26 protein-coding genes are annotated in these 20,048 nt (G+C 71.3%); 11 read left to right on the top strand and 15 right to left on the bottom strand.

Features of this window, described 5'->3' with window-relative positions; all coding sequences use genetic code 11:
- Nucleotides 1–12 precede the first annotated feature (12 nt).
- Nucleotides 13–501 (bottom strand): invasion associated locus B family protein, encoded by a 489-nt coding sequence (locus BMY19_RS08910; RefSeq protein WP_210383334.1) that lies wholly within the window; start codon nucleotides 499–501, stop codon nucleotides 13–15.
- A gap of 231 nt (nucleotides 502–732) precedes the next feature.
- Here BMY19_RS08910 and BMY19_RS08905 point away from each other — a divergent pair, with 231 nt between their 5' ends.
- On the top strand, nucleotides 733–1,107 hold the full coding sequence (locus BMY19_RS08905; protein WP_020092489.1) for a hypothetical protein: 375 nt from the start codon (nucleotides 733–735) through the stop codon (nucleotides 1,105–1,107).
- 29 nt (nucleotides 1,108–1,136) lie between these two features.
- Here the strand turns inward: BMY19_RS08905 and BMY19_RS08900 are convergent, their stop codons facing one another.
- The 3 genes from BMY19_RS08900 to BMY19_RS08890 form a co-directional block, all read right to left on the bottom strand.
- A complete protein-coding gene (locus BMY19_RS08900) occupies nucleotides 1,137–1,871 on the bottom strand; it encodes a M48 family metallopeptidase (protein WP_100251467.1) in 735 nt (244 codons plus the stop codon).
- A gap of 66 nt (nucleotides 1,872–1,937) precedes the next feature.
- The gene (locus tag BMY19_RS08895; protein ID WP_165923093.1) at nucleotides 1,938–2,489 is read right to left on the bottom strand and encodes an A24 family peptidase; all 552 of its coding nucleotides are present in this window, start codon (nucleotides 2,487–2,489) and stop codon (nucleotides 1,938–1,940) included.
- A gap of 207 nt (nucleotides 2,490–2,696) precedes the next feature.
- On the bottom strand, nucleotides 2,697–2,861 hold the full coding sequence (locus tag BMY19_RS08890) for a Flp family type IVb pilin (protein ID WP_012320434.1): 165 nt from the start codon (nucleotides 2,859–2,861) through the stop codon (nucleotides 2,697–2,699).
- Nucleotides 2,862–3,159: 298 nt separating this feature from the next.
- Between BMY19_RS08890 and BMY19_RS08885 the strand changes: the two genes are divergently transcribed.
- Together BMY19_RS08885 and BMY19_RS08880 are read left to right on the top strand one after the other, a co-directional pair.
- The gene (locus BMY19_RS08885) at nucleotides 3,160–3,654 is read left to right on the top strand and encodes a pilus assembly protein N-terminal domain-containing protein (RefSeq protein WP_020092492.1); all 495 of its coding nucleotides are present in this window, start codon (nucleotides 3,160–3,162) and stop codon (nucleotides 3,652–3,654) included.
- Nucleotides 3,655–3,767: 113 nt separating this feature from the next.
- Nucleotides 3,768–4,415 (top strand): RraA family protein, encoded by a 648-nt coding sequence (locus BMY19_RS08880; RefSeq protein ID WP_020092493.1) that lies wholly within the window; start codon nucleotides 3,768–3,770, stop codon nucleotides 4,413–4,415.
- On the opposite strand, the gene BMY19_RS08875 is transcribed toward BMY19_RS08880, so the two are convergent.
- On the bottom strand, nucleotides 4,391–5,305 hold the full coding sequence (locus tag BMY19_RS08875; protein ID WP_100251465.1) for a LysR family transcriptional regulator: 915 nt from the start codon (nucleotides 5,303–5,305) through the stop codon (nucleotides 4,391–4,393). The genes BMY19_RS08880 and BMY19_RS08875 overlap by 25 nt on opposite strands.
- A 119-nt stretch (nucleotides 5,306–5,424) precedes the next feature.
- On the opposite strand from BMY19_RS08875, the gene BMY19_RS08870 reads away from it, so the two are divergent.
- Together BMY19_RS08870 and BMY19_RS08865 are read left to right on the top strand one after the other, a co-directional pair.
- Nucleotides 5,425–6,588: a mandelate racemase/muconate lactonizing enzyme family protein gene (locus tag BMY19_RS08870; protein WP_100251464.1), complete on the top strand. Its 1,164-nt coding sequence runs from the start codon at nucleotides 5,425–5,427 to the stop codon at nucleotides 6,586–6,588.
- Nucleotides 6,589–6,641: 53 nt separating this feature from the next.
- Nucleotides 6,642–7,316, top strand: a complete 675-nt coding sequence (locus BMY19_RS08865) for a metallophosphoesterase family protein (protein ID WP_100251463.1) — start codon at nucleotides 6,642–6,644, stop codon at nucleotides 7,314–7,316.
- A 132-nt stretch (nucleotides 7,317–7,448) separates the two neighbouring features.
- On the opposite strand, the gene BMY19_RS08860 is transcribed toward BMY19_RS08865, so the two are convergent.
- The 8 genes from BMY19_RS08860 to hemA form a co-directional block, all read right to left on the bottom strand.
- The gene (locus BMY19_RS08860) at nucleotides 7,449–7,832 is read right to left on the bottom strand and encodes a DUF423 domain-containing protein (protein WP_020092497.1); all 384 of its coding nucleotides are present in this window, start codon (nucleotides 7,830–7,832) and stop codon (nucleotides 7,449–7,451) included.
- Nucleotides 7,829–8,482: a ribosome biogenesis GTP-binding protein YihA/YsxC gene (yihA, locus tag BMY19_RS08855; protein WP_056526930.1), complete on the bottom strand. Its 654-nt coding sequence runs from the start codon at nucleotides 8,480–8,482 to the stop codon at nucleotides 7,829–7,831. Before yihA ends, BMY19_RS08860 begins: the two co-directional genes overlap by 4 nt.
- Nucleotides 8,483–8,495: 13 nt before the next feature.
- Nucleotides 8,496–10,346, bottom strand: a complete 1,851-nt coding sequence (gene yidC, locus BMY19_RS08850; protein WP_020092499.1) for a membrane protein insertase YidC — start codon at nucleotides 10,344–10,346, stop codon at nucleotides 8,496–8,498.
- The gene (rnpA, locus tag BMY19_RS08845; RefSeq protein ID WP_100251462.1) at nucleotides 10,336–10,956 is read right to left on the bottom strand and encodes a ribonuclease P protein component; all 621 of its coding nucleotides are present in this window, start codon (nucleotides 10,954–10,956) and stop codon (nucleotides 10,336–10,338) included. Before rnpA ends, yidC begins: the two co-directional genes overlap by 11 nt.
- Nucleotides 10,957–11,035: 79 nt before the next feature.
- Nucleotides 11,036–11,170: a 50S ribosomal protein L34 gene (gene rpmH, locus BMY19_RS08840; RefSeq protein ID WP_007558110.1), complete on the bottom strand. Its 135-nt coding sequence runs from the start codon at nucleotides 11,168–11,170 to the stop codon at nucleotides 11,036–11,038.
- A gap of 168 nt (nucleotides 11,171–11,338) precedes the next feature.
- Nucleotides 11,339–11,884 carry an adenine phosphoribosyltransferase gene (locus BMY19_RS08835; protein ID WP_012320444.1) on the bottom strand — a complete coding sequence of 182 codons (546 nt, stop codon included), beginning with the start codon at nucleotides 11,882–11,884 and terminating at the stop codon, nucleotides 11,339–11,341.
- 70 nt (nucleotides 11,885–11,954) lie between these two features.
- Nucleotides 11,955–12,752: an inositol monophosphatase family protein gene (locus tag BMY19_RS08830; protein ID WP_170862928.1), complete on the bottom strand. Its 798-nt coding sequence runs from the start codon at nucleotides 12,750–12,752 to the stop codon at nucleotides 11,955–11,957.
- 280 nt (nucleotides 12,753–13,032) lie between these two features.
- Nucleotides 13,033–14,328 (bottom strand): 5-aminolevulinate synthase, encoded by a 1,296-nt coding sequence (gene hemA / locus BMY19_RS08825; protein WP_020092502.1) that lies wholly within the window; start codon nucleotides 14,326–14,328, stop codon nucleotides 13,033–13,035.
- 320 nt (nucleotides 14,329–14,648) lie between these two features.
- Here hemA and BMY19_RS31265 point away from each other — a divergent pair, with 320 nt between their 5' ends.
- The gene (locus BMY19_RS31265) at nucleotides 14,649–14,828 is read left to right on the top strand and encodes a hypothetical protein (RefSeq protein ID WP_100251460.1); all 180 of its coding nucleotides are present in this window, start codon (nucleotides 14,649–14,651) and stop codon (nucleotides 14,826–14,828) included.
- An 86-nt stretch (nucleotides 14,829–14,914) separates the two neighbouring features.
- The gene (gene murA, locus BMY19_RS08815) at nucleotides 14,915–16,204 is read left to right on the top strand and encodes a UDP-N-acetylglucosamine 1-carboxyvinyltransferase (RefSeq protein ID WP_020092503.1); all 1,290 of its coding nucleotides are present in this window, start codon (nucleotides 14,915–14,917) and stop codon (nucleotides 16,202–16,204) included.
- Nucleotides 16,205–16,252: 48 nt separating this feature from the next.
- On the opposite strand, the gene BMY19_RS08810 is transcribed toward murA, so the two are convergent.
- Entirely contained in the window at nucleotides 16,253–16,648 is a 396-nt protein-coding gene (locus tag BMY19_RS08810; RefSeq protein WP_100251459.1) for a hypothetical protein, read from the bottom strand.
- 188 nt (nucleotides 16,649–16,836) lie between these two features.
- On the opposite strand from BMY19_RS08810, the gene BMY19_RS08805 reads away from it, so the two are divergent.
- The 4 genes from BMY19_RS08805 (at nucleotide 16,837) to BMY19_RS08790 (ending at nucleotide 19,610) form a co-directional block, all read left to right on the top strand.
- The gene (locus BMY19_RS08805) at nucleotides 16,837–17,283 is read left to right on the top strand and encodes a DUF2948 family protein (protein ID WP_091981842.1); all 447 of its coding nucleotides are present in this window, start codon (nucleotides 16,837–16,839) and stop codon (nucleotides 17,281–17,283) included.
- A gap of 21 nt (nucleotides 17,284–17,304) precedes the next feature.
- Nucleotides 17,305–18,600, top strand: coding sequence for a histidinol dehydrogenase (hisD, locus tag BMY19_RS08800; RefSeq protein ID WP_091981844.1), 1,296 nt, complete (start codon nucleotides 17,305–17,307; stop codon nucleotides 18,598–18,600).
- Between the two features lie 10 nt (nucleotides 18,601–18,610).
- Nucleotides 18,611–19,093: a UPF0262 family protein gene (locus tag BMY19_RS08795; protein WP_100251458.1), complete on the top strand. Its 483-nt coding sequence runs from the start codon at nucleotides 18,611–18,613 to the stop codon at nucleotides 19,091–19,093.
- 106 nt (nucleotides 19,094–19,199) lie between these two features.
- A complete protein-coding gene (locus tag BMY19_RS08790; protein WP_234083060.1) occupies nucleotides 19,200–19,610 on the top strand; it encodes an arsenate-mycothiol transferase ArsC in 411 nt (136 codons plus the stop codon).
- A 94-nt stretch (nucleotides 19,611–19,704) separates the two neighbouring features.
- Here the strand turns inward: BMY19_RS08790 and BMY19_RS08785 are convergent, their stop codons facing one another.
- Entirely contained in the window at nucleotides 19,705–20,031 is a 327-nt protein-coding gene (locus BMY19_RS08785; protein WP_100251457.1) for a hypothetical protein, read from the bottom strand.
- Nucleotides 20,032–20,048 lie beyond the last annotated feature (17 nt).

Genomic DNA, 20,048 nt, shown 5'->3' with positions numbered 1-20,048 from the left:
CGAACCGCACCGTCATTTCAGGCTGTCGAACCCGGCCGCGAAGCCCTTCATCGACAGCGGGATGCCGACGCCCTCCTCGGGCGTCTGGAACACGATGAAGGTGGCCTGCGTGCCGTTCTTGAACTGGCGGATCAGCCCGTCATCCATCACGACCTCGGCCACGCACCCGGTGGTGAGGCAGCGGACGAAGCCGGCGCGGCCGATATCCGTCTGGTCGATCTTCAGGCCGAGGCCGGACGGCAGGAGAACGCCCAGCGGCGCCACCACCCGCAGCAGGTAACCGCGATTGTCGGCGGTCTTGAGGACGATGACCACGAGGGTCAGGTTGGGCCTGTCCTCGGCGGCGAGATACTGGACGAGGGCGCACTGCTCGGCCTTCGCGCCGGCGGGCGTCTCGCAGCGCAGCTGCCAATCGTCGAAGGTCTTGCGCACCATGCCCTGAGCCGCGGCCGGCCCGGCGGGCGCCAGTGCCGCCGCGACGAGGGCGAGGAGAACCGGCAGCGCGGCGCGCCGGAAACGAACGAGCCTCGCGTGAAGCGGCACCACCGATCCCTTCGGAACGCTCCGGCCGAGGACCGGCGGGAGCCGTACAATCGGGCGTGTTCCGACCATGGTCCGCCCCGCGCTGTCAAGCGATGCGGGCGCGGTGTTGCGCGTCGGCGCTACCCGTAACGGTTTCAGCGGCCTAGATTGTGTTCGAACACTCCTCCAGCGCCGGATTTTGACGCCGTGATGCGCCCGCTCACTCTCTCGGCCGCCTGCTTGGTGGCCACCCTCGCGCAGGCGGGAGCCCAGTCCCTGCCGGTCGGAGAGACCACCTACATCGAACGCTCGCTGAACCACTCGGACACGCTGGTGATCGAGCATCCGCCCGTGGCGGCGAACCCGTACGGCCGCCGCAACGGTCAGGCGGCCATCGCCGGCTACTGCAGGGACGGCGGCCTGGTCCGCCGCCGGGACGAGTTCGGCAACCCGGTGATCATCCGCCAGCGGGAGATCTGCGACAGCGTCGCGCCGCGCACCCTCAGCCCCGGGCAGGTCGATCCCCGCCCGAGCTGGCCGGCGGATGCCGTGGCGCGCCAGCGGGTGCTCCGCGTCAAGGGCTGAGGCGGGGCTGATGCGGGTCTGAGGTCGGCTCAGCCGTAGCGATGCAGGCCGGTGCCGTGGCGCTTGAGCCACGCTTCGGCAGCGTCGGTGTTCGGGCAGAGCGCCTGCACCAGCGCCCAGAAGCGCGGAGAGTGGTTCATCTCGCGCAGATGCGCCATCTCGTGGGCGACCAGATAGTCGAGCACCATCGGCGGCGCGAGGATCAGGCGCCACGAGAAGTTCAGCTCGCCGCGGGCCGTGCAGGATCCCCAGCGACTGCGGGTATCGCGCAGCGTGACCCGGACCGGCCGCTGCCCGAGCCGCGCCGCGTAGCGCTCGATCGCTTCGGTCAGGTCGCGCTTGGCCTCGCGGGCCAGGAAGTCGCGGACCCGGCGCGCCACGTGGGCGGCGTCGCACGACACCGACAGCACCGCCTCCCCCTCGACGGACTCGATGCGGACGGGACCGCTCCGGGTGCCGCGCTGGCTGATCCGGTGGGGCTCACCGCGGAGCGGCAGGCTGGCTCCGAGCTCGAAGAGCACGCGGGTCGGCACGCGCGCCATGCGCGCGGCGATCCACTCCGCGTGGCTCGCCGCGAAGCGCTGCGCGGTGTTGATGGCGGTGCGGCTCGGCAGGGTGATCACGGCCTCGCCGGTGGCGGCCGACACGCGGAGCGTGATGCGGCGCGCGGTCGGCCGCCGACGGAGGGCGATGCGGAGGCTGGCCCCCTCGTGCTGGACCTCAAGATGATCGGGATCGGGGCGACGCAGCAGCGCGAGGGGCATGCGCGACTTCTAGCTGGGCCGGGCCCGGGGCTCCAGATCCCGCGTCTCTGAATCGCCGCGGCGGCCTCAGCTGGCGAGGGCCCGGGTCCAGACGTCGGTCTCGGGGAGGACGAGGAGCGCGGCGGCGGCCAGCGCGATCCCGTACGGGATCCCGGTCTTGGCGTCGTGCAGGTGCAGGGCGAACGGCATGCGCGCGATCCGGCCGGGCAGCGGGTGCGTCCGCGCGAACAGGATCGCCAGGGTCAGGGCGCCGCCGAACACCGAGGCCACAAGGAGGTAGTCGCCGAGGCCGTCGAAGCCGAGCCACAGGGCCGTGGCGGCCGCGAGCTTCGCGTCGCCGCCGCCGATGACGCCGAAGGCGAACAGCGTGAACGTGACGAGCAGGACGACCGCACCGGCGGCGCAGTGGAAGCCGACCTCGGTCCAGCTCATCGAGCTCGTCAGGGCCAGCAGCGCGAACCCGGCCACGAGGGCGAGGGAGATCCGGTTCGGGATCAGCATGGTGAGCAGGTCGCTGGCGGCCGCGTAGGCCATCAGGAAGGGAAACAGGATCAGGAGACCGAAACCGGCCGGGCCCAGACCCGCCAGTCCCAGGCTTGCCGTCGCTGAACCGACCATCTCGGCGCCCATCTCGTCGCAGCCTGTCGCGTCACACAATACGGTCCGCCCCGGCGGAGTGCCGGCCGGTCCGGACCTCGGATGTGCCGGGCGGCGAGCGCCGCCGCGAACGACGGCGATCCCGGCAGGCCGGGAACCCCCGCCTCTCTCCGGGTTGCGAGGAGAGGCGGGATGTCTCGAACCTGCCGCAGATCGGACGGGTCTCGATCAGTTCAGGTTGCCGGAGATCTGGCTGAACTTGCTGGTCAGGCTGGTGCCGACCGTCTTCAGGGCGGTGATGATGGCCACGGCGATGAGGGCCGCGATCATGCCGTACTCGATCGCGGTGGCGCCGGACTCGTCCGAAGCAAAACGCGTGAACAGGGTCTTCATAGAGGGTGATCCTTCGATCAACACAGAGCGAGATAAAACTTGCGCGATGCCCGATGAAGAATTTTCAGGTCTCGATCGGCGGCCTGCACAGACTGCCGATTACGCCTTGAAAATCGGTTAAATCGATCCCGCACCGACCTAAAAGGCTGTCTCGCTGCGAGTTTGGTGAAGGTTGGGTTTCACCGATACGGCACAGTGCCGCGACTTGGTCTTGCTTAGCGCTTCCTTCACGGGTTCCGCGCTAGCCTCGGGCCTCGGGTAGGCTCTCTTCGACCGCCCGCCGTCTTGAGGAACCCCGATGCGTCGCACCCTGTCGATCGCGGGCCGCGCCGGCCTCGTCGTCCTGCTGACGGGCGCCGCGGCCGCGGCCGGCCAGCCCGATCTGCTGCCCGTCGTGACCGTTCTCGTCGACAACGCCAAGGTGCTCCGCCTGCCGGAGAAGACGTCGACCGTCATCGTCGGGAACCCGATCATCGCCGAGGTGACGCCGCAGAAGAACGGCGTCCTCGTGCTCACCGGCAAGAGCTTCGGCTCCACCAACCTGATCGCCCTCGACAACGGCGGCGCCATGATCGCCGAGACGACCATCCGGGTCGAGGCGTCGCGGGACTCGACGATCACGGTGCAGCGCGGTCTCGATCGGGAATCCCTGTCGTGCACGCCGGGCTGCCAGCCGTCGGTGCAGCTCGGCGACTCGGCCAGCTACTTCGGTGCGACGAGCGGTCAGGCCGATGCCCGTCGCAAGCTCGCGACCGGCGGCGGCGCGGGCACGGTCCCGGCGGCCGATCACTGACCGGGCCGGGGTTCCATCGCGACATCGGCCGCGGCCTGGGGCAGGATCCCCCGGCCCTCGCCGATTCGCCGCGATGCCGCGGGGGCGCTGACGCCAGGGAGACGTCGAGGCCGATGTCCGCCATCACCCGCAATCCGCCGCCGCCCGCCGTCGACCCGGCCGTGCTGGCGGCCTTCCGCGATGTCTCGACGGCTACGATCAGCGACTGCCTGGCGCGGATGCCGGTCCTGGCCGGCCTGCGCCCGTTCCATCGCGGCGGGGCGCTCGTGGGAACGGCCTTCACGGTCCGCGTCCGGAGCGGCGACAACCTGGCCATCCATCAGGCTCTGGAAGAGGTCCGCCCCGGCGACGTGATCGTGGTCGACGGCGCCGGCGACACGAGCCGCGCGCTGGTGGGCGACATCATGAAGGCCATCGCGGAGAGCCGGGGCGTGGCCGGCTTCGTGATCGACGGCGCCGTGCGCGACACGGCGGCGTTCGCGGGCGCGGACTTTCCCTGCTACGCCCGCGACGCGACGCCGCGGGGGCCGTTCAAGACGGGCCCCGGCGCGATCAACGTGCCGGTCTGCGTCGGCGGCTGGACGGTGAGCCCGGGAGACGTGGTGGTCGGCGACGCCGACGGCGTCGTGTCGTTCCCGCCCGGCGACGCGGCCGCCCTGCTCGACGCCGTGCGGGCGCAGGCGGCCCGCGAGGCGGAGGTCCTGGAGCAGATCCGGGCCGGTCGCTACGACGGCCGCTACGCCCGGGTGGCGAAGGCCTGATCCGGCCGGGCGCCCTCGGGCGCCTGCAGGCGCCGCCACAGGGCATCGGCCGCGCCGCCTCGGCCCTCGCGCATCCGGAACAGCCGGATCTCCACCGGAACGTCCAGCTCCTCCGGGCCTGCCCGCACGAGCTGTCCGCGGGCGATCGCCGCCTCCGCGAGCGTCACCGGGAGCCACGCGACACCGTCGCCCCCCTGGGCCATGGTCATCAGCGTCGCCGCGAGGTGCGACGTGAAGGCCGGCCCGTGGCCGGCCGCCGCCCCGCTCGCCGCCAGGATCCGGCCGAGCCCCGAGGCCTCGCCGTAGGCGAGGTAGCGGACCGCGCCGCTCAGGGGCCAGAGCGGCGCCCCTTCGGACGTCGGTGCGCAGAGCGGCACCAGGCTGTCCGCGCCGACGCGGACCGACTCGCAGCGGCCATCGTCCAGGGGCGTGGGGAGGTCCGCGCGGTGGTGGCACAGGAGCAGCTGCACCTCGCCGGCCAGCAGGATCGCCTCGCAGGCCGCCATGCTGTCCGAGATCAGGTTGAGGGCGCCCAGCGTCTCGAAGGGTGCGTGCCGGCGGATCCAGCCGGGAAAGAACGTGAACGACAGCGCGTGCGTGGCCGCGATCGCGAGGCTCGCGTCCGCGCGCGCGCCCGCGGCCCGCGCCTCGCGGCACGCCCGGTCCAGGCCCCGCATCAATTCCTCGGCGTGCGGGCGGAAGCCCGTTCCGGCGGCGGTCAGGTGCGCCCCTTGCGCGCTCCGCAGGAACAGGGGCGTCCCGAGCCACGCCTCGAGCGCGCGGATCCGTCGGCTGAAGGCCGGCTGCGTCACGTGCCGGACCTCGGCGGCCCGCGAGAAGGTCCGGTGCTCAGCGAGCGCGAGGAAGTCCCGCACCCAGTCCAGATCCATAGCGCCTCTCCGACAGGACGGGGCCGATGCCGCCCGCGCATCGCGCGCTCCGGAAACGGCATTGGCTGACCGGGGGCCGCCGACGCTATGGCACCGGGACGCACCGGGGAGAGTGAGCCATGCGCATCGTCGACGTCCGCGAGGTCACCAAGCCGATCGCATCGCCGATCCGCAACGCCTACATCGACTTCTCGAAGATGACCACGAGCCTCGTCGCGGTGGTCACCGACGTGGTCCGCGACGGCCGGCGGGTCGTCGGCTACGGCTTCAACTCCAACGGCCGCTACGGTCAGGGCGGCCTGATCCGCGAGCGCTTCCGTGACCGGATCCTGGAGGCCGACCGGGACAGCCTCCTCGTCGATGCGGGCGACAACCTCGACCCGCACCGGGTCTGGGCCGCGATGATGCGCAACGAGAAGCCCGGCGGCCACGGCGAGCGCTCGGTGGCTGTGGGCACCCTCGACATGGCGATCTGGGACGCGGCGGCGAAGATCGCCGGGAAGCCGCTGTTCCGGATGCTCGCCGAGCGGAAGGGCGTCGCCGCCGACCCGCGGGTCTTCGTCTACGCGGCCGGCGGCTACTACTATCCCGGCAAGGACAATTCCGCCCTCCGCGCCGAGATGCGCGGCTATCTCGATCGCGGCTACACCGTCGTGAAGATGAAGATCGGCGGCGCGCCGCTCGAAGAGGACCGGCGCCGGATCGAGGCCGTGCTCGCCGAGATCGACGGACGGGGCCGTCTCGCGGTGGACGCCAATGGCCGCTTCGATCTCGAGACCGCCATCGCGTACGCCCGGATGCTGCGGCAGTACCCGCTGTTCTGGTACGAGGAGGCGGGCGACCCGCTCGACTACGCGCTCCAGGCGGCGCTCGCGCCCTACTATCCCGGGCCGATGGCCACCGGCGAGAACCTGTTCTCGCACCAGGACGCGCGCAATCTCCTGCGCTACGGCAACATGCGGCCCGACCGCGACTGGCTGCAGTTCGACTGCGCGCTGTCGTACGGGCTCGTGGAGTACCTGCGCACCCTCGACGTGCTGGCCGAGTTCGGCTGGTCGCCCGCCCGATGCATCCCGCATGGCGGGCACCAGATGTCGCTCAACATCGCGGCCGGGCTGGGCCTCGGCGGCAACGAGAGCTACCCGGACCTGTTCCAGCCCTACGGCGGCTTCCCCGACGGGGTGCGGGTCGAGGACGGCCACATCACCATGCCGGACCTGCCGGGCATCGGCTTCGAGGGCAAGTCGGACCTCATCGCGGAGATGCGCGCCCTCGCGGCGTAGCGCGCCGACCCGGGCGGCCTTGCGGAACGCGCCACCGCGTTGGACGATGGCGCATGGATTCCGGCCCCCTCACCTACGCGATCGGCGACGTCCACGGCTGCGCCGCCCTCCTCGACGCGCTGCTGGAGCGGATCGCCGAGCACGCGGGTGACCGTCCCCACCGGCTGGTCTTCCTCGGGGACTACATCGACCGCGGCCCGGACAGCGCCGCGGTGCTCCGCACCGTGAGCCGCCTGAACTGGGCCGAGCCGGAGCGCGTCGTCTGCCTGATGGGCAACCACGAGCGGATGCTGCTCGACGCACTCCAGACGGAGAGCGCGGCCGCGCACTGGATGTACAACGGCGGCGAGGCGACGCTCGATTCGTTCGGCGCGCGGGATCCTGCCGGCCTGCCCCGGGACACCCTCGACTGGATCGAGGCGCTCCCGACGCTGCACGGTGACGGCGCCCACTGGTACGTGCATGCCGGGCTGCGGCCCGGCACAGACGCCCTCGGCTCGGACGCGCATGATCGCCTCTGGATCCGCGAGCCGTTCCTCGAGGGCGACCACGATTTCGGACGGTACGTGGTCCACGGCCACACGCCGCAGCGGAGCGGGCGCCCGGAAGTGCGCCGGTTCCGCACCAACCTCGACACCGCGGCCGTCTACGGCGGCGCGCTGACCGCCGGGATCTTCTCGGACGCGCAGGGGCCGGCCCTGGAGTTCCTGCAGGTGAGAGCATCATAGGGCGCGACGGCGCCGTCTTTGCGAGCGGAGCGAAGCAACCCAGGGCAGCGCCGCATCGCGCGGCCCGGCGCCGCGTGGACTGCTTCGCTCCGCTCGCGAAGACGCTGGCCCGCGGGCCGCCGGCCGGACCTGTCAGACCCCGCGTCGCGCGGGCACCAGCGCGCAGAGGATCCCGGTGAGCCAGCCGCCCATCAGGGCGAAGCCGCCGGTGGGCGCCGCCATCGGGAAGAGCGCGTGCTGAAGCCATGCGCGCACCGAGAGGTCGCCGCAGAACAGGATCAGGCCGGCGACCAGCAGCCCGGCCGCGACGCGCGCGAGACCGGCCCGGACGAGGCCCGCGGCCCCGAGACCGACCAGCGCCAGGATGGCGGGGGCGTGGAACAGCAGGAACTGCGCCGCCGTCTTCAGCGAGTCCGCCCCTGGGATGTGCGCCGCGGCGGCGCTCAGCGCGACGCCGAGCAGCCCGGCAAGGGCGGCGAGCGCCGCGAGCGCGCGGTCGACACCCGCGAGTCTCACGCGCCGCGCTCCGCCAGGAGCTTGGCGATGGCCGCGCGCAGATCCGGCACGCCGGAATCGTCCCGGCTCGAGGTGAGGATCACCTGCGGGTAGGCGGCCGGCCGCTTGGCGAGCCCTGCCTCGATCCCGGCGATGCGGCTCGCGACCTCGCCCTTCTTGAGGGAATCGCCCTTCGTCAGCACGACCTGATAGCTCACCGCGGCCTTGTCGAGGCCGTCGAGAACGTCGGTGTCGATCGACTTGAAGCCGTGCCGGGCGTCGATCAGCATGAACACCCGGGCGAGGTTGGCGCGGCCCTTGAGGTAGGCGTGGATCAGCCGGGTCCACGCCTCGACCTTGGCCTTCTCGACGGCGGCGTAGCCGTAGCCGGGCATGTCGACCAGCGACAGGCGCTCGCCGATCCGGAAGAAGTTGAGCTGCTGCGTCCGCCCCGGCGTGTGCGAGGTCCGCGCCAGGGTGTTGCGCCCGGTGAGCGCGTTGATCAGGCTCGACTTGCCGACATTCGAGCGCCCCGCGAAGGCGATCTCGACGCCCTCCATGGGCGGCAGCCGGTCGAGGATCTGGGCGGCCGCGTAGAAGTCGGCCGGGCCGGCGAAGAGAAGGCGGCCGGCCTCGAGGAGGTCGGCCGCGTCGTCGTTGGTCTCGCTCACGGCGTCTCGCCCGTCAGCTCTTGGTGGCGGCCGCCTTGGTGCCGCCGCGCTTGAACGTGGTGCGGAGGTTGTCCCACAGCTCCACCTTCACGCCGTTACGGCGCATGATGACGTATTGCTGGATCACCGACAGGGTGTTGTTCCAGGCCCAGTAGATCACCAGGCCGGCGGGGAACGAACCCAGCATGAAGGTGAACACGATCGGCATGAAGGTGAAGATCTGCGCCTGGACCGGGTCCGGCGGCGCGGGATTCATCTTCATCTGCACGAACATCGTGATGCCCATGATGATCGGCCAGACGCCCAGGTGCACGAAGTCGGGTGCCGGGAACGGCAGCAGGCCGAACAGGTTCACGATGCTCGTCGGATCCGGCGCCGCGAGGTCGCGGATCCAGCCGAAGAACGGCGCGTGGCGCATCTCGATGGTGATGAACAGGACCTTGTAGAGCGCGAAGAAGACCGGAATCTGAATCAGCACCGGCCAGCAGCCGGCGACCGGATTGATCTTCTCCTTCTTGTACAGCTCCATCGTAGCCTGCTGCTGCTTCATGCGGTCGTCCTTGTACCGCTCGCGGATGGCGGCCATCTCCGGCTGCACGGCCTTCATCTTGGCCATGGAGACGTAGGACCGGTTCGCGATCGGCAGGAACAGCAGCTTCAGGCAGAAGGTCACCACCAGGATCGAGACGCCGAAATTGCCGAACAGGTGATAGAAGAAGTCCAGCGCCCGGAACATCGGCTTGGTGATGAAGAAGAACCAGCCCCAATCGATCATCAGATCGAAGTGCTTGATGCCGAGGTCCTTCTCGTAGTTGTTGATGACGTTGACTTCCTTGGCGCCGGCGAACAGCCGCTGCGTCGCGGTCGCCGAGGCGCCCGCCGCGAGATTCACGGCGTCGCCGCGCACGCTGGCCTGGTAGACGTTGGTGGCACCGTCGGTCCGGTCGGTGAAGGCGCCGGTATAGGGCGCGTCCTGATCGGGGATCGCGGCCGCCGCCCAGTACTTGTCGGTGATGCCGACGAAGCCGCCGGTCACGCCGCTCCAGGCCTTGCCCTTGGTGTTGGCGCCGCCGTAGGCGCCCTCCTTGGCGAGCTTGTCGTAGGTGAATTCCTGCAGGCCGTCGTTGCCGAGATAGCCGATCATGCCCTCGTGCAGGACGTAGTAGCCCTGGGTATGTGGCTTACCCCAGCGGGAGACGAGGCTGTACGGATAGAGCGTGATGGCGCCCGAGCCCTTGTTCTCGACCTCGTCGCGGATCGTGAACATGTACTTGTCGTCGACCGCGATGATCCGCTTGAAGACGAGGCCGGCGCCGTTGTCCCAGGTCAGGGTCACGGGCATGCCGGGCGACAGCGTCTTGCCGTCGCTGGTCCAGAGGGTGTCGTTGGTCGGCAGCGGACCGGCATTGGCGCCGACCCAGCCGAACTCGGCGTAGTAGGGCGTCTCGGTCCCGGCCGGCGAGAACAGCACGATCTCGGGGCTCTTGGGGTCGATGGTCTCGTGGTAGTTCCTGAGCGAGACGTCGTCGACGCGGCCGCCCTTCAGGGCGATCGAGCCGGAGAGCGCCGGGGTCTCGATCCGGACGCGCGGCGAGCGGGCCAGCGCCGCCTCGCGGGAGACCGGGCCGCCCTGGGCGGTCGGCAGCGTGCCGGGCGCGGGGGCCGCCGGGCCACCCTCCTTCGGGGACGGCGAGGGCACACCGTCCGGGGTCACGCCCGGGGGCTGCTGCTGCGCGGCCTTGTTCTGCGCCTCGATCTGGCGCTGCTGCTCCATGCGCGGGCCGGCCACGAAGTACTGCCACCCGAGCAGCACCAGCAGCGACAGGCCGATGGCCACGAACATGTTCGTCTTGTCATTGCCCATCAGGGACACCGCCGCACGCGTTCGGAGTGGCAACAGGAACGTCGCCGGCCCCGGAGGACCTGCGCGCGCCTGTGATTCGGGGATCTCTGTCGCACCCCTGCGACGGGCCGATGTCGGCACCGCCGGGTGGGGCCGCCTGCGCGGAGGCGCGGCCAGCTTCGTGCGGGAGAGAGGACGACTGAGAAGTGGCCGTGTCAGGGGCCGGCTTGGCGCGCCGACCGCCGGATCGGCCGGGCGACCTGTCCCCGCGGGGCACGGCCGCGCGGGTCACCGCGGGAATCGCGCGGCGCAGATCCTCGGCGAGGGCCTCGAAGGAGGCTTCGAGGGCGGGGCGGCGGGCGATCAGCACGATGTCGGCCGGAAGGCCCGCGAGCTCGCTCGGCAGATCGGACGCGACCAACCCCACGGCAGCGCGGAGTCGGCGGCGGATGCGGTTGCGCTCCGTCGCGTGGCCGACACGCTTCGTGATGGTGAAGCCGAGACGGAGGCCGGGGCAAACGTCCGGGTTCCGAAGACGCCCCTGCGCGGTCATACGCGCGGTGTGGAAGCGACGCCCCTCGGCCGCCGCCAGGAAGTCGGGTCGTTTCTTAAGCCGCTCGATCGTCGCCATCGATGGTTCGATCCCGGCCGATACCACTTGCCTCGTGGCGCGGATGCGTCGGAGCGTCCGCGCCGGCGAGGATCAGGCCTCAGGCCGACAGGCGCTTGCGGCCATGGGCGCGACGGCGCGCGATGACCTTGCGGCCGCCGGCGGTGGCCATCCGCGCACGGAAACCGTGACGGCGCTTACGGACGAGCTTGCTCGGCTGGTAGGTTCTCTTCATGGCTCAGAGCCTTCAAAGGTCGAGGCGCGCTCGCGGGCAGCTATTGCTGCACCCGACCTTCACGCGTCCTGGTTGTCTGCAAACACGAAGGGCGCCCATGCGGGGCGCCACGTCGCGAGTGGCGGGCTTATGACGGATGAGCCCCGCGAAGTCAACGTTTCGCGGGGCTCAATGACCCTCGAACTGCATGAGAGTGCGCACCTCGACGCCCAGGTCGCGCAGGCGCTGCGCGCCGCCGATCTCGGGCAGGTCGATGACGAAGCAGGCGGCCACGATCTCGGCGCCGATCTTCTGGAGCAGGTTCACGGCCGCGATCGCGGTGCCGCCGGTGGCGATCAAGTCGTCGACCAGCAGCACCTTGTCGCCGGGCCGTACGGCGTCGACGTGGATCTCGATCTCGTCGGTCCCGTACTCGAGGGCGTAGGCCATCGACACGGTCTTGTGGGGCAGCTTGCCCTTCTTGCGGATCGGCACGAAGCCGCAGGAGAGCTGGTGGGCGATGGCCCCGCCGAGGATGAAGCCCCGGGCCTCGATGCCGGCCACCTGGTGGATCTGTCCGCCGGCGTAGGGATGCACCAGGGCGTCCACCGCCCGCCGGAAGGCACGCGGGTCGCTCAGCAGCGTGGTGATGTCGCGGAAGATGATCCCCGGCTTCGGGTAATCGGGAATCGAGCGGACCGATTCCTTCAGCGCGACGTGGCGGCGGGCTTCCATGCGTTCGGCCTTCCGTGGGGAACCGCGGGCTTAAAGCAGAAGCCCGACGGCCTGACCAGTCGGTGGCGGCTCAGGCCGCCTGGACCTTCTTGAGGATGGCGACGAGGTCCCGGTGAAGCCCCTCGTTGCCGCAGGCCACCGACCGGGGCACCAGCGGCTCGGCCGCGCCGTCCGCCGAGGTCACGAAGCCGCCCGCCTCGCGCACCAGGATCACGCCGGCGGCGAAGTCGTAGGTCTGGAGGTCGCGCTCCCAGTAGGCGTCGAGGCGGCCGCAGGCCACGTAGGCCATGTCGAGGGCCGCCGAGCCCATCCGGCGGGTCCCGCCGGCCACCGCCATCACGGCGCCGAGCTCGCGCAAGAGGCGCGGGTGGCTGCCGCGACCGAGATAGGGCGTGCCGTAGCCCACCAGCGCGTCCGCCATGTCCTGGCGGCCGGAGACGCGCAGGCGCCGGTTGTTGAGATAGGCGCCCTTGCCGCGCTCGGCGACGAACAGCTCGTCCTTGATCGGGTCGAAGATCACGCCGGCCACGATCTGGCCCTCGCGCTCGAGACCGACCGAGACCGCGAAATGCGGCACGCCGTGCAGGAAGTTCGACGTGCCGTCGAGGGGATCGATGTGCCAGGTGTGGCTCTTGTCGGTCCCCTCGATGATCCCGTTCTCCTCGAGGACGAGGCTGTAGCCCGGACGCGCCTTCATCAGGGCGTCGCGCAGCACCTCCTCGGCCTTGCGGTCGGCCGCGGAGACGAAGTCGCCCGGACCTTTGCGCGAAACCTGCAGGTTCTCGACCTCGCCGTAGTCCCGGCGCAGGCCGCGCGCGGCCTTGCGCACGGCATCGACCATGACGGTCATGAGGGGTGAGGAGATCATAGGCGGACTTTTCGCGGATGAGGATTGACGCCGTCGTTACAGGTCGGCGCCGGAAAAGACGAGATGGGGACGGGACATGGAAGCGCTGCGGGCCGCTGCCTCAGCGCGGAGCCGGCGCGGTCAGGCCGGCCTCAGCATACCGGCGCGCCCGTCTTTGCGAGCGGAGCCAAGCAATCCAGGGCAGCAGGCCGGCCGCGGATGTGGCATCCCTGGGTTGCTTTGCTCCGCTCGCAAAAACGGGCGCCCGCAACACGGCCCGGCCGGGACGGCGGCGCGGATCCTACTCCGCGGCCTCGACGAAGACAGTGCCGGCGCGGGGCAGGTCCAGGGCCTGCCAGGTCTCGCCCAGCGCCGCGGCGAGGCGCTCGATATGCGCCGCGTCGTGGAACGGCGACGGCGTGATCCGCAGCCGCTCGGTCCCGCGCGGCACCGTCGGGTAATTGATCGGCTGAATGTAGATCGCGTGGTGCTCCAGCAGATGGTCCGCCGCCGCCTTGCACAGCTCGGCATCGCCGACCATCACCGGCACGATGTGCGTCTCGGTCTCCAGGACCGGAAGCCCCGCCGCGCTCAGCGCCGCCTTCGTGGCCGCCGCCTGACGCTGGTGCGCCTCGCGCTCCGCGCTCGAGCGCTTCAGGTAGCGCACCGACGCCCGCGCCGCCGCCGCCACCGCCGGCGGCAGCGCCGTCGTGAAGATGAAGCCCGGCGCGAAGCTGCGCACCGCGTCGCAGATCGCCGCCGAGGCGGTGATGTAGCCGCCCACGCAGCCGAAGCCCTTGGCCAGCGTCCCCTCGATCACGTCGACCCGGTGCATGACGCCGTCGCGCTCGGCGATGCCGCCGCCGCGCGGGCCGTACAGGCCGACGGCGTGGACCTCGTCGAGGTAGGTCATCGCGCCGTAGCGCTCGGCCAGGTCGCAGATCGCGCCGATCGGCGCCACGTCGCCGTCCATCGAGTAGACCGACTCGAACACGATCAGCTTGGGCCGGTCGCCGGCCTGCCGCAGCAATTCCTCGAGGTGGGCGAGGTCGTTGTGGCGGAAGATCGTCTTGGCGCAGCCGGAATGGCGCACGCCCTCGATCATCGAGTTGTGGTTGAAGGCGTCCGACAGGATCAGGCAGTCGGGGATCAGCTTGGCGATGGTCGAGATGCCGGCCTGGTTCGAGACGTAGCCGGAGGTGAAGACGAGGCCGGCCTCCTTGCCGTGCAGGTCGGCGAGCTCGCGCTCCAGGTCGACCAGCGGCGAGGTGTTACCGGCGATGTTGCGGGTGCCTCCGGCGCCGACGCCGCAGCGGGCGGCGGTCTCGGTCATGGCGGCGACCACCTCCTTGTGCTGGCCCATGCCGAGGTAGTCGTTGGAGCACCACACGGTGATCTCGGTGGTCTTGCCGTCCGGCTGGCGCCACTTGGCGGTCGGGAAACGCCCCGAGATCCGCTCAATGTCGGCGAACACCCGGTACCGCCGTTCCCCGTGCAGCTGATCCAGGGCCCCGCGGAAGTAGCGCTCGTAGCCGGATCCGGCGCGCGTCGATCCCGCTTGGGCGAGCATCGTGCTGGGCATCCGGGTGACGGTCATCGAGCGTCCTTCGCGTGTTCGGCCGCGCGGGCGACACCGCGTGAGCGGCGTCTCAGGCCCGCGATCGAGGTCCGGCCTCGGTCCAGTCCTTCGCGTGAGGGCCGCAAGATACGCGCGGATCTGGAACTGGTTCAAGGTAAGGTTCCGACATCGCAGCGTTGCATCCGTTGAGAGGCCCGCGTGAACCCGCTAGCGTCCGGCACGTTCTTCCGACCCGAACTTGGCTCTCGCCCCCTGCAACAGCTCATGTCTCCGACCGCAGATGGCTCGTCCGGCGTGGACCGCGCGGCCCCGACCTTGCGGCGACCAAGGGTCGCGCCGTGACGGACTCCAGGGACGAGCGGGCGGAGCGCCTCAAGGCCGCGCTGCGCCAGAACCTGCGCCGCCGCAAGGCGCAGGGCCGCGGGCGGGCCGAAGGAAGACCGTCTCCCGGCGTGGATCAGTCCTGCGCGCGGGAATCGGACGGAAACGGTCCTGATTCCGACAAATCCGGTCTATAGGGCACGGCCAAGCCTGGGCGCTGCCGCGCCCGCGATCAGCACGGCCGGCCGCGCGCCCTCGCGGGTGCGCCGCCCGAGGACACACGATGGACCGCATCCACATCACCGGCGGCGCGCCGCTCAACGGCGTGATCCCGATCTCGGGCGCCAAGAACGCGGCGCTGCCGCTGATGATCGCGAGCCTGCTCACCGGCGAGACGCTGGAGCTGATCAACGTGCCGCGGCTCGCCGACATCGCCGCGCTGACGCGGATCCTCGGCAACCACGGCGTGGACCACATGGTCGTGGGCAAGCGCCCCGGTCAGACCACCGAGACGGGCCAGACGATCCGGCTCACCGCCTCGAACGTCATCGACACCACGGCGCCCTACGAGCTGGTCTCGACCATGCGGGCGAGCTTCTGGGTGATCGCGCCGCTGCTCGCCCGGTTCGGCGAGGCCAAGGTCTCGCTGCCCGGCGGCTGCGCCATCGGCACCCGGCCGGTGGACCTGCTGATCATGGCGCTGGAGAAGCTCGGGGCCGAGATCGAGATCGACGCCGGTTACGTCGTCGCCAGGACCAAGAACGGCCTGCGCGGGGCCGAGTTCGCCTTCCCGAAGGTGACCGTGGGCGGCACGCACGTGGCGCTGATGGCCGCCGCCCTGGCCTACGGGACCACGGTGATCGAGAACGCCGCCCGCGAGCCGGAGGTGGTCGACCTCGCGGAGTGCCTGAACAAGATGGGCGCCAAGATCCGCGGCGCCGGCACGCCGCGCATCGAGATCGAGGGCGTGGCCCGCCTGAACGGCGCCCGCCACGAGGTCCTACCCGACCGGATCGAGACCGGCACCTACGCCATGGCGGTGGCGATGGCCGGCGGCGACGTCGTGCTCAAGGATACCCGGGCCGACCTGCTCCACTCGGCCCTCGACGTCCTGACGACTACGGGCGCGGAGATCACGCAGGTCGAGGGCGGGATCCGCGTGCGCCGCAACGGCGCCGGCATCGCGGCGGTCGACGTCACCACCGACCCGTTCCCAGGCTTCCCCACGGATCTCCAGGCGCAGTTCATGGCGCTGATGACGCTGGCGAAGGGCCAGTCGCACATCCGCGAGACCATCTTCGAGAACCGGTTCATGCACGTGCAGGAGCTGGCCCGCCTCGGCGCGAAGATCCGCCTGGAGGGCGACCTCGCCATCGTCGAGGGCGTGGACCGGCTGAAGGGCGCCCCCGTGATGGCGACCGACCTGCGCGCCTCGGTCTCCCTGGTGATCGCGGGCCTCGCCGCCGAGGGCGAGACCCAGATCAACCGGGTCTACCATCTCGACCGCGGGTTCGAGGCGCTGGAGGCCAAGCTCGGCCGGTGCGGCGCGCAGATCGAGCGCGTCCGGGCCTGAGCGGCAGCGCTCGGTCCGAGCCGGCCGGCGCGCGGCGACGCCTGAGGCTCAGTCCTCGATCTGCCCGCGCCTGTAGCCGAAGCCGGGGATCTCGCAGCCGCAGGGCGCGTCGGGAGGCCCCGGGCGCACCCTGCACGTGCCGCGGGCCGTCACGCAGACGCTGTCGTCCCACTGGCGCCCGAAGTCGCCGCGCCAGCGCGGGCCGCGCCTGTCGTACGCATCGTCGACTGGCGGCGGGGGCGGACGCCAGCCATACCCGTCATCCGCGGGCGGAGGCGGCGGACGCCCGCCGGGCGGCGGCGGTGCGTAGAGATCCCGATCCGGCGCCGGACGACCGTAGATATAGGGCCGCGCGTCCGGACCGACCTGCGCGACGGCGGGTCCGGCCGCCTGCAGCCCGACGGTCAGCACCGCCACAACCGCGCGCTCGGTGAGTGCCGCCATATGAGACCCTGCCCCGGCTCGACCGCCGGCGCGTCTAAACGGCGACGCTGGCCCGAGCCTGTGCCCGGCCGGGATCGCGATCCCCAGACCAGCCGTTGCCCGAACGGGGCCGCGCCGCTACCTACGCCGTGCCGCGGACCGGCCCTCGCCGCCCGACCCGCGCCCCGTATTCCCCGAGGACCCTCTGCATGGAGCTGCTCAGGCTCGCCGCCCTCGACACCGAGGACCTGACCGTGATCTCGGCCCATCTGCAGGACGCGATCCTGCGACCGCAGGACCTGACCTTCCTCGCCGGCGAGCACCGCTTCCTCATGGCGGTGCGCCGCTTCGACTGGACGCCGAGCGCCCCGCCGCGCCGGCGCCTCGCCGGCCTGCACGTCGAGCGCGTGCTGGGCGTGAAGAGCCGCGGCCTGAAGCCGGACGACGCGACGCCGATGAGCCTGCTCGCCCTCACCTTCGAGCCGACGGACGCGCCCTCCGGGCACATCGACCTCGTCTTCTCCGGCGGCGCGGCCCTGCGGCTGGAGGTCGAGTGCATCGAGGTCCGGATGAAGGATCTCGGCCCGGTCTGGGAATCGGCGAACCGTCCCGGACACGACATCGACACCGATACGGCCGCCGGCTCGGCGGCCTGACGCGAGACAGAAGGCTTCCCGATGGTCCGGCTCGACAGCAGCGATCCGAATTTTGCCGCCGCCTTCGCGCGCCTCCTCACGGTGAAGCGCGAGATCGCCGAGGACGTGGACGAGGCGGTGCGCGGCATCATCGCCGACGTCGTCGCCCGCGGGGACGAGGCGCTGGTCGATTTCACCCGGCGGTTCGACCGGCTCGGCGCCGATTTCTCCGCCGCGCAGCTGCGGGTCACGGACGCGGAGATCGAAGCGGCCGTCGCGGCCTGCCCGTCGGACTCGCTGGAGGCCCTGCGCCTCGCCGCCGAGCGGATCGAGAGCTTCCACCGGGCGCAGCGGCCCGCGGATCACCGGGCCACCGACGCCCTCGGCGTCACGGCCGGCTGGCGCTGGACCGCGCTGGAATCGGTCGGCCTCTACGTCCCGGGCGGCACCGCGAGCTATCCCTCCTCGGTGCTGATGAACGCGCTGCCGGCGCGCGTCGCCGGGGTGCCGCGCCTCGTGATGGTGGTGCCCACCCCGGACGGCCAGATGAACCCGCTGGTCCTGGCCGCCGCGCAGCTCTCCGGCGTCCACGAGGTCTACCGGGTGGGCGGCGCCCAGGCGGTCGCGGCCCTCGCCTACGGGACCGCCACGATCGCCCCCGTGGCCAAGGTCGTCGGGCCCGGCAACGCCTGGGTGGCGGCGGCCAAGCGCCGGGTCTTCGGCCAGGTCGGGATCGACATGATCGCCGGCCCCTCCGAGGTGCTGATCCTGGCGGACGGCCACGCCAACCCCGACTGGATCGCCGCCGACCTCCTGGCCCAGGCCGAGCACGACGTGGCCGCCCAGGCGATCCTGATCACCGACAGCGCCGAACTCGCCGGCGCCGTCGAGGCGGCGGTCGAGCGCGCCCTCACCACCCTGCCCCGTCAGGAGATCGCCCGGGCGAGCTGGCGCGATTACGGCGCCGTCATCCGGGTCCGCACCTTCGACGAGGCCGTGCCCCTGGTCGACCGCCTCGCCCCCGAACACCTGGAGATCGAGACGCAGGACGCGGAGGCGCTCGCCGCCAAGGTCCGCAATGCCGGCGCGATCTTCCTGGGCTCGCACACGCCGGAGGCGATCGGCGACTATGTCGGCGGCCCCAACCACGTGCTGCCGACCGCGCGCTCCGCCCGATTCTCGTCCGGGCTGGGCGTGCTCGACTTCATGAAGCGGACGACGATCCTCGCCTGCACGCCGGAGAGCTTGCGGGCGCTCGGCCCGGCAGCGATAAACCTCGGCCGGTCCGAGGGCCTGGAGGGGCATGCCCGCTCCGTCGCGATCCGGTTGAACCTGTGAGGTTTTGGGGATGGCGGAGAAGCAGCGCGGGCCGAACCGCCTCGCGAAGGTGAGCCTGGACGAGGGGTCCATCGCCCGCGGCAATCCGGATCAGGAGCACGAACGGGCGATCGCCCTGTTCGACATCCTGGAGGACAATTCCTTCACCATCCCCGGGCGGGAGGGCCCCTACGCGCTCACGCTCGGACTCGTCGAGAACAAGCTGTCCTTCGCCATCACCACGGTGGACGGTGAGCCGGTGATGATGCACCTCCTGTCGCTCACGCCGTTCCGGCGGGTGATCCGCGACTACGAGATGATCTGCGAGAGCTACTACAACGCGATCCGCACCGCCTCACCGTCGCAGATCGAGGCGATCGACATGGGTCGGCGGGGCCTGCACAACGAGGCGTCCGAGACGCTCAAGCAGCGGCTCGAGGGGAAGGTCGACCTCGACCACGACACGGCGCGCCGCCTGTTCACCCTGATCTTCGCGCTGCACTGGAAGGGTTAGGCGCCCTCCGCGCCGACCGGCGATGGCTGAGCCCGCTCCCGAGCCTCCTCCCGAGCCTTTTCCCCACGCGCCCCCGAAGAAGCGGCGGGTGCAGTCCGTCCTGTTCATGTGCAACTACAACGCCGTGCGCTCCGTGGCGGCGGAAGCGATCGCGCGCGCCTATTTCGGCAAGTCCACCTACGTGCAGTCGGCCGGGGTGCGCTCCGGCGAGCCCACCGACCCGTTCATGGTCGCCGCCCTCGACGAGGTCGGCATCGACGCGAGCCGGCACCGCCCGCGCACCGTGGAGGAGCTGGAGGACTGGGAGGGCCTGAACTTCGACCTGATCATCACCCTCGCGCCGGAGGCGCACCACCGGGCACTGGACCTGACGCACACCCTCGCGGCCGATGTCGAGTACTGGCCGACCCCCGACCCGACGCTGCTGCAGGACGCCTCGCGCGAGCAGCGCCTCGACGCCTACCGCGACGTCCGCGACGGGCTGACCCGGCGGATCAAGGCGCGCCTGAAGGCATAGGCGGACAGGCCGCCGCGACGCTGCCTTGCTGGCCGACCTCACGCGCTTGGCGGAAACATCCTTTCCCGATGGCCGCTGCCGGGAATCCCCGACGTCAGCCGCGGTTGCCGACCAGCCAAGCGCGCATTCGGCCGGCGAGGAGCGGCCGGGCGCGCCCGATGTCCTCGTCGTCGAGCAGCGGTGAGGCCGCGAGGGTCGCGAGATAGGCGTCCTCGGCGGTCCGGCAGGCCCGGAAGGCGGCGTCGGCGGCGAGATCCCGGTCCGTCAGCGCGGCCTGGATCCGGAAATTGCGGCTGACGCAGTCGCGCCACGCGGCGTGGCGGGCTTCGGTCTCGCTCGCGGCCCGGGCGGTGCCGCAGGCGGCGGCGACGAGGACGACCGCCAGAAGCGGGAGCGGCGTCACGTGGCGGGCTCGCGGCATCGTTAAGGCACTCCGTC

The organism is Methylobacterium sp. UNC300MFChir4.1, from assembly GCF_900110155.1.
Classification (GTDB): Bacteria; Pseudomonadota; Alphaproteobacteria; order Rhizobiales; family Beijerinckiaceae; genus Methylobacterium.
The sequence above is the reverse complement of the archived record's forward strand: the minus strand, read 5'-3'. Positions and strand labels throughout refer to the sequence as shown.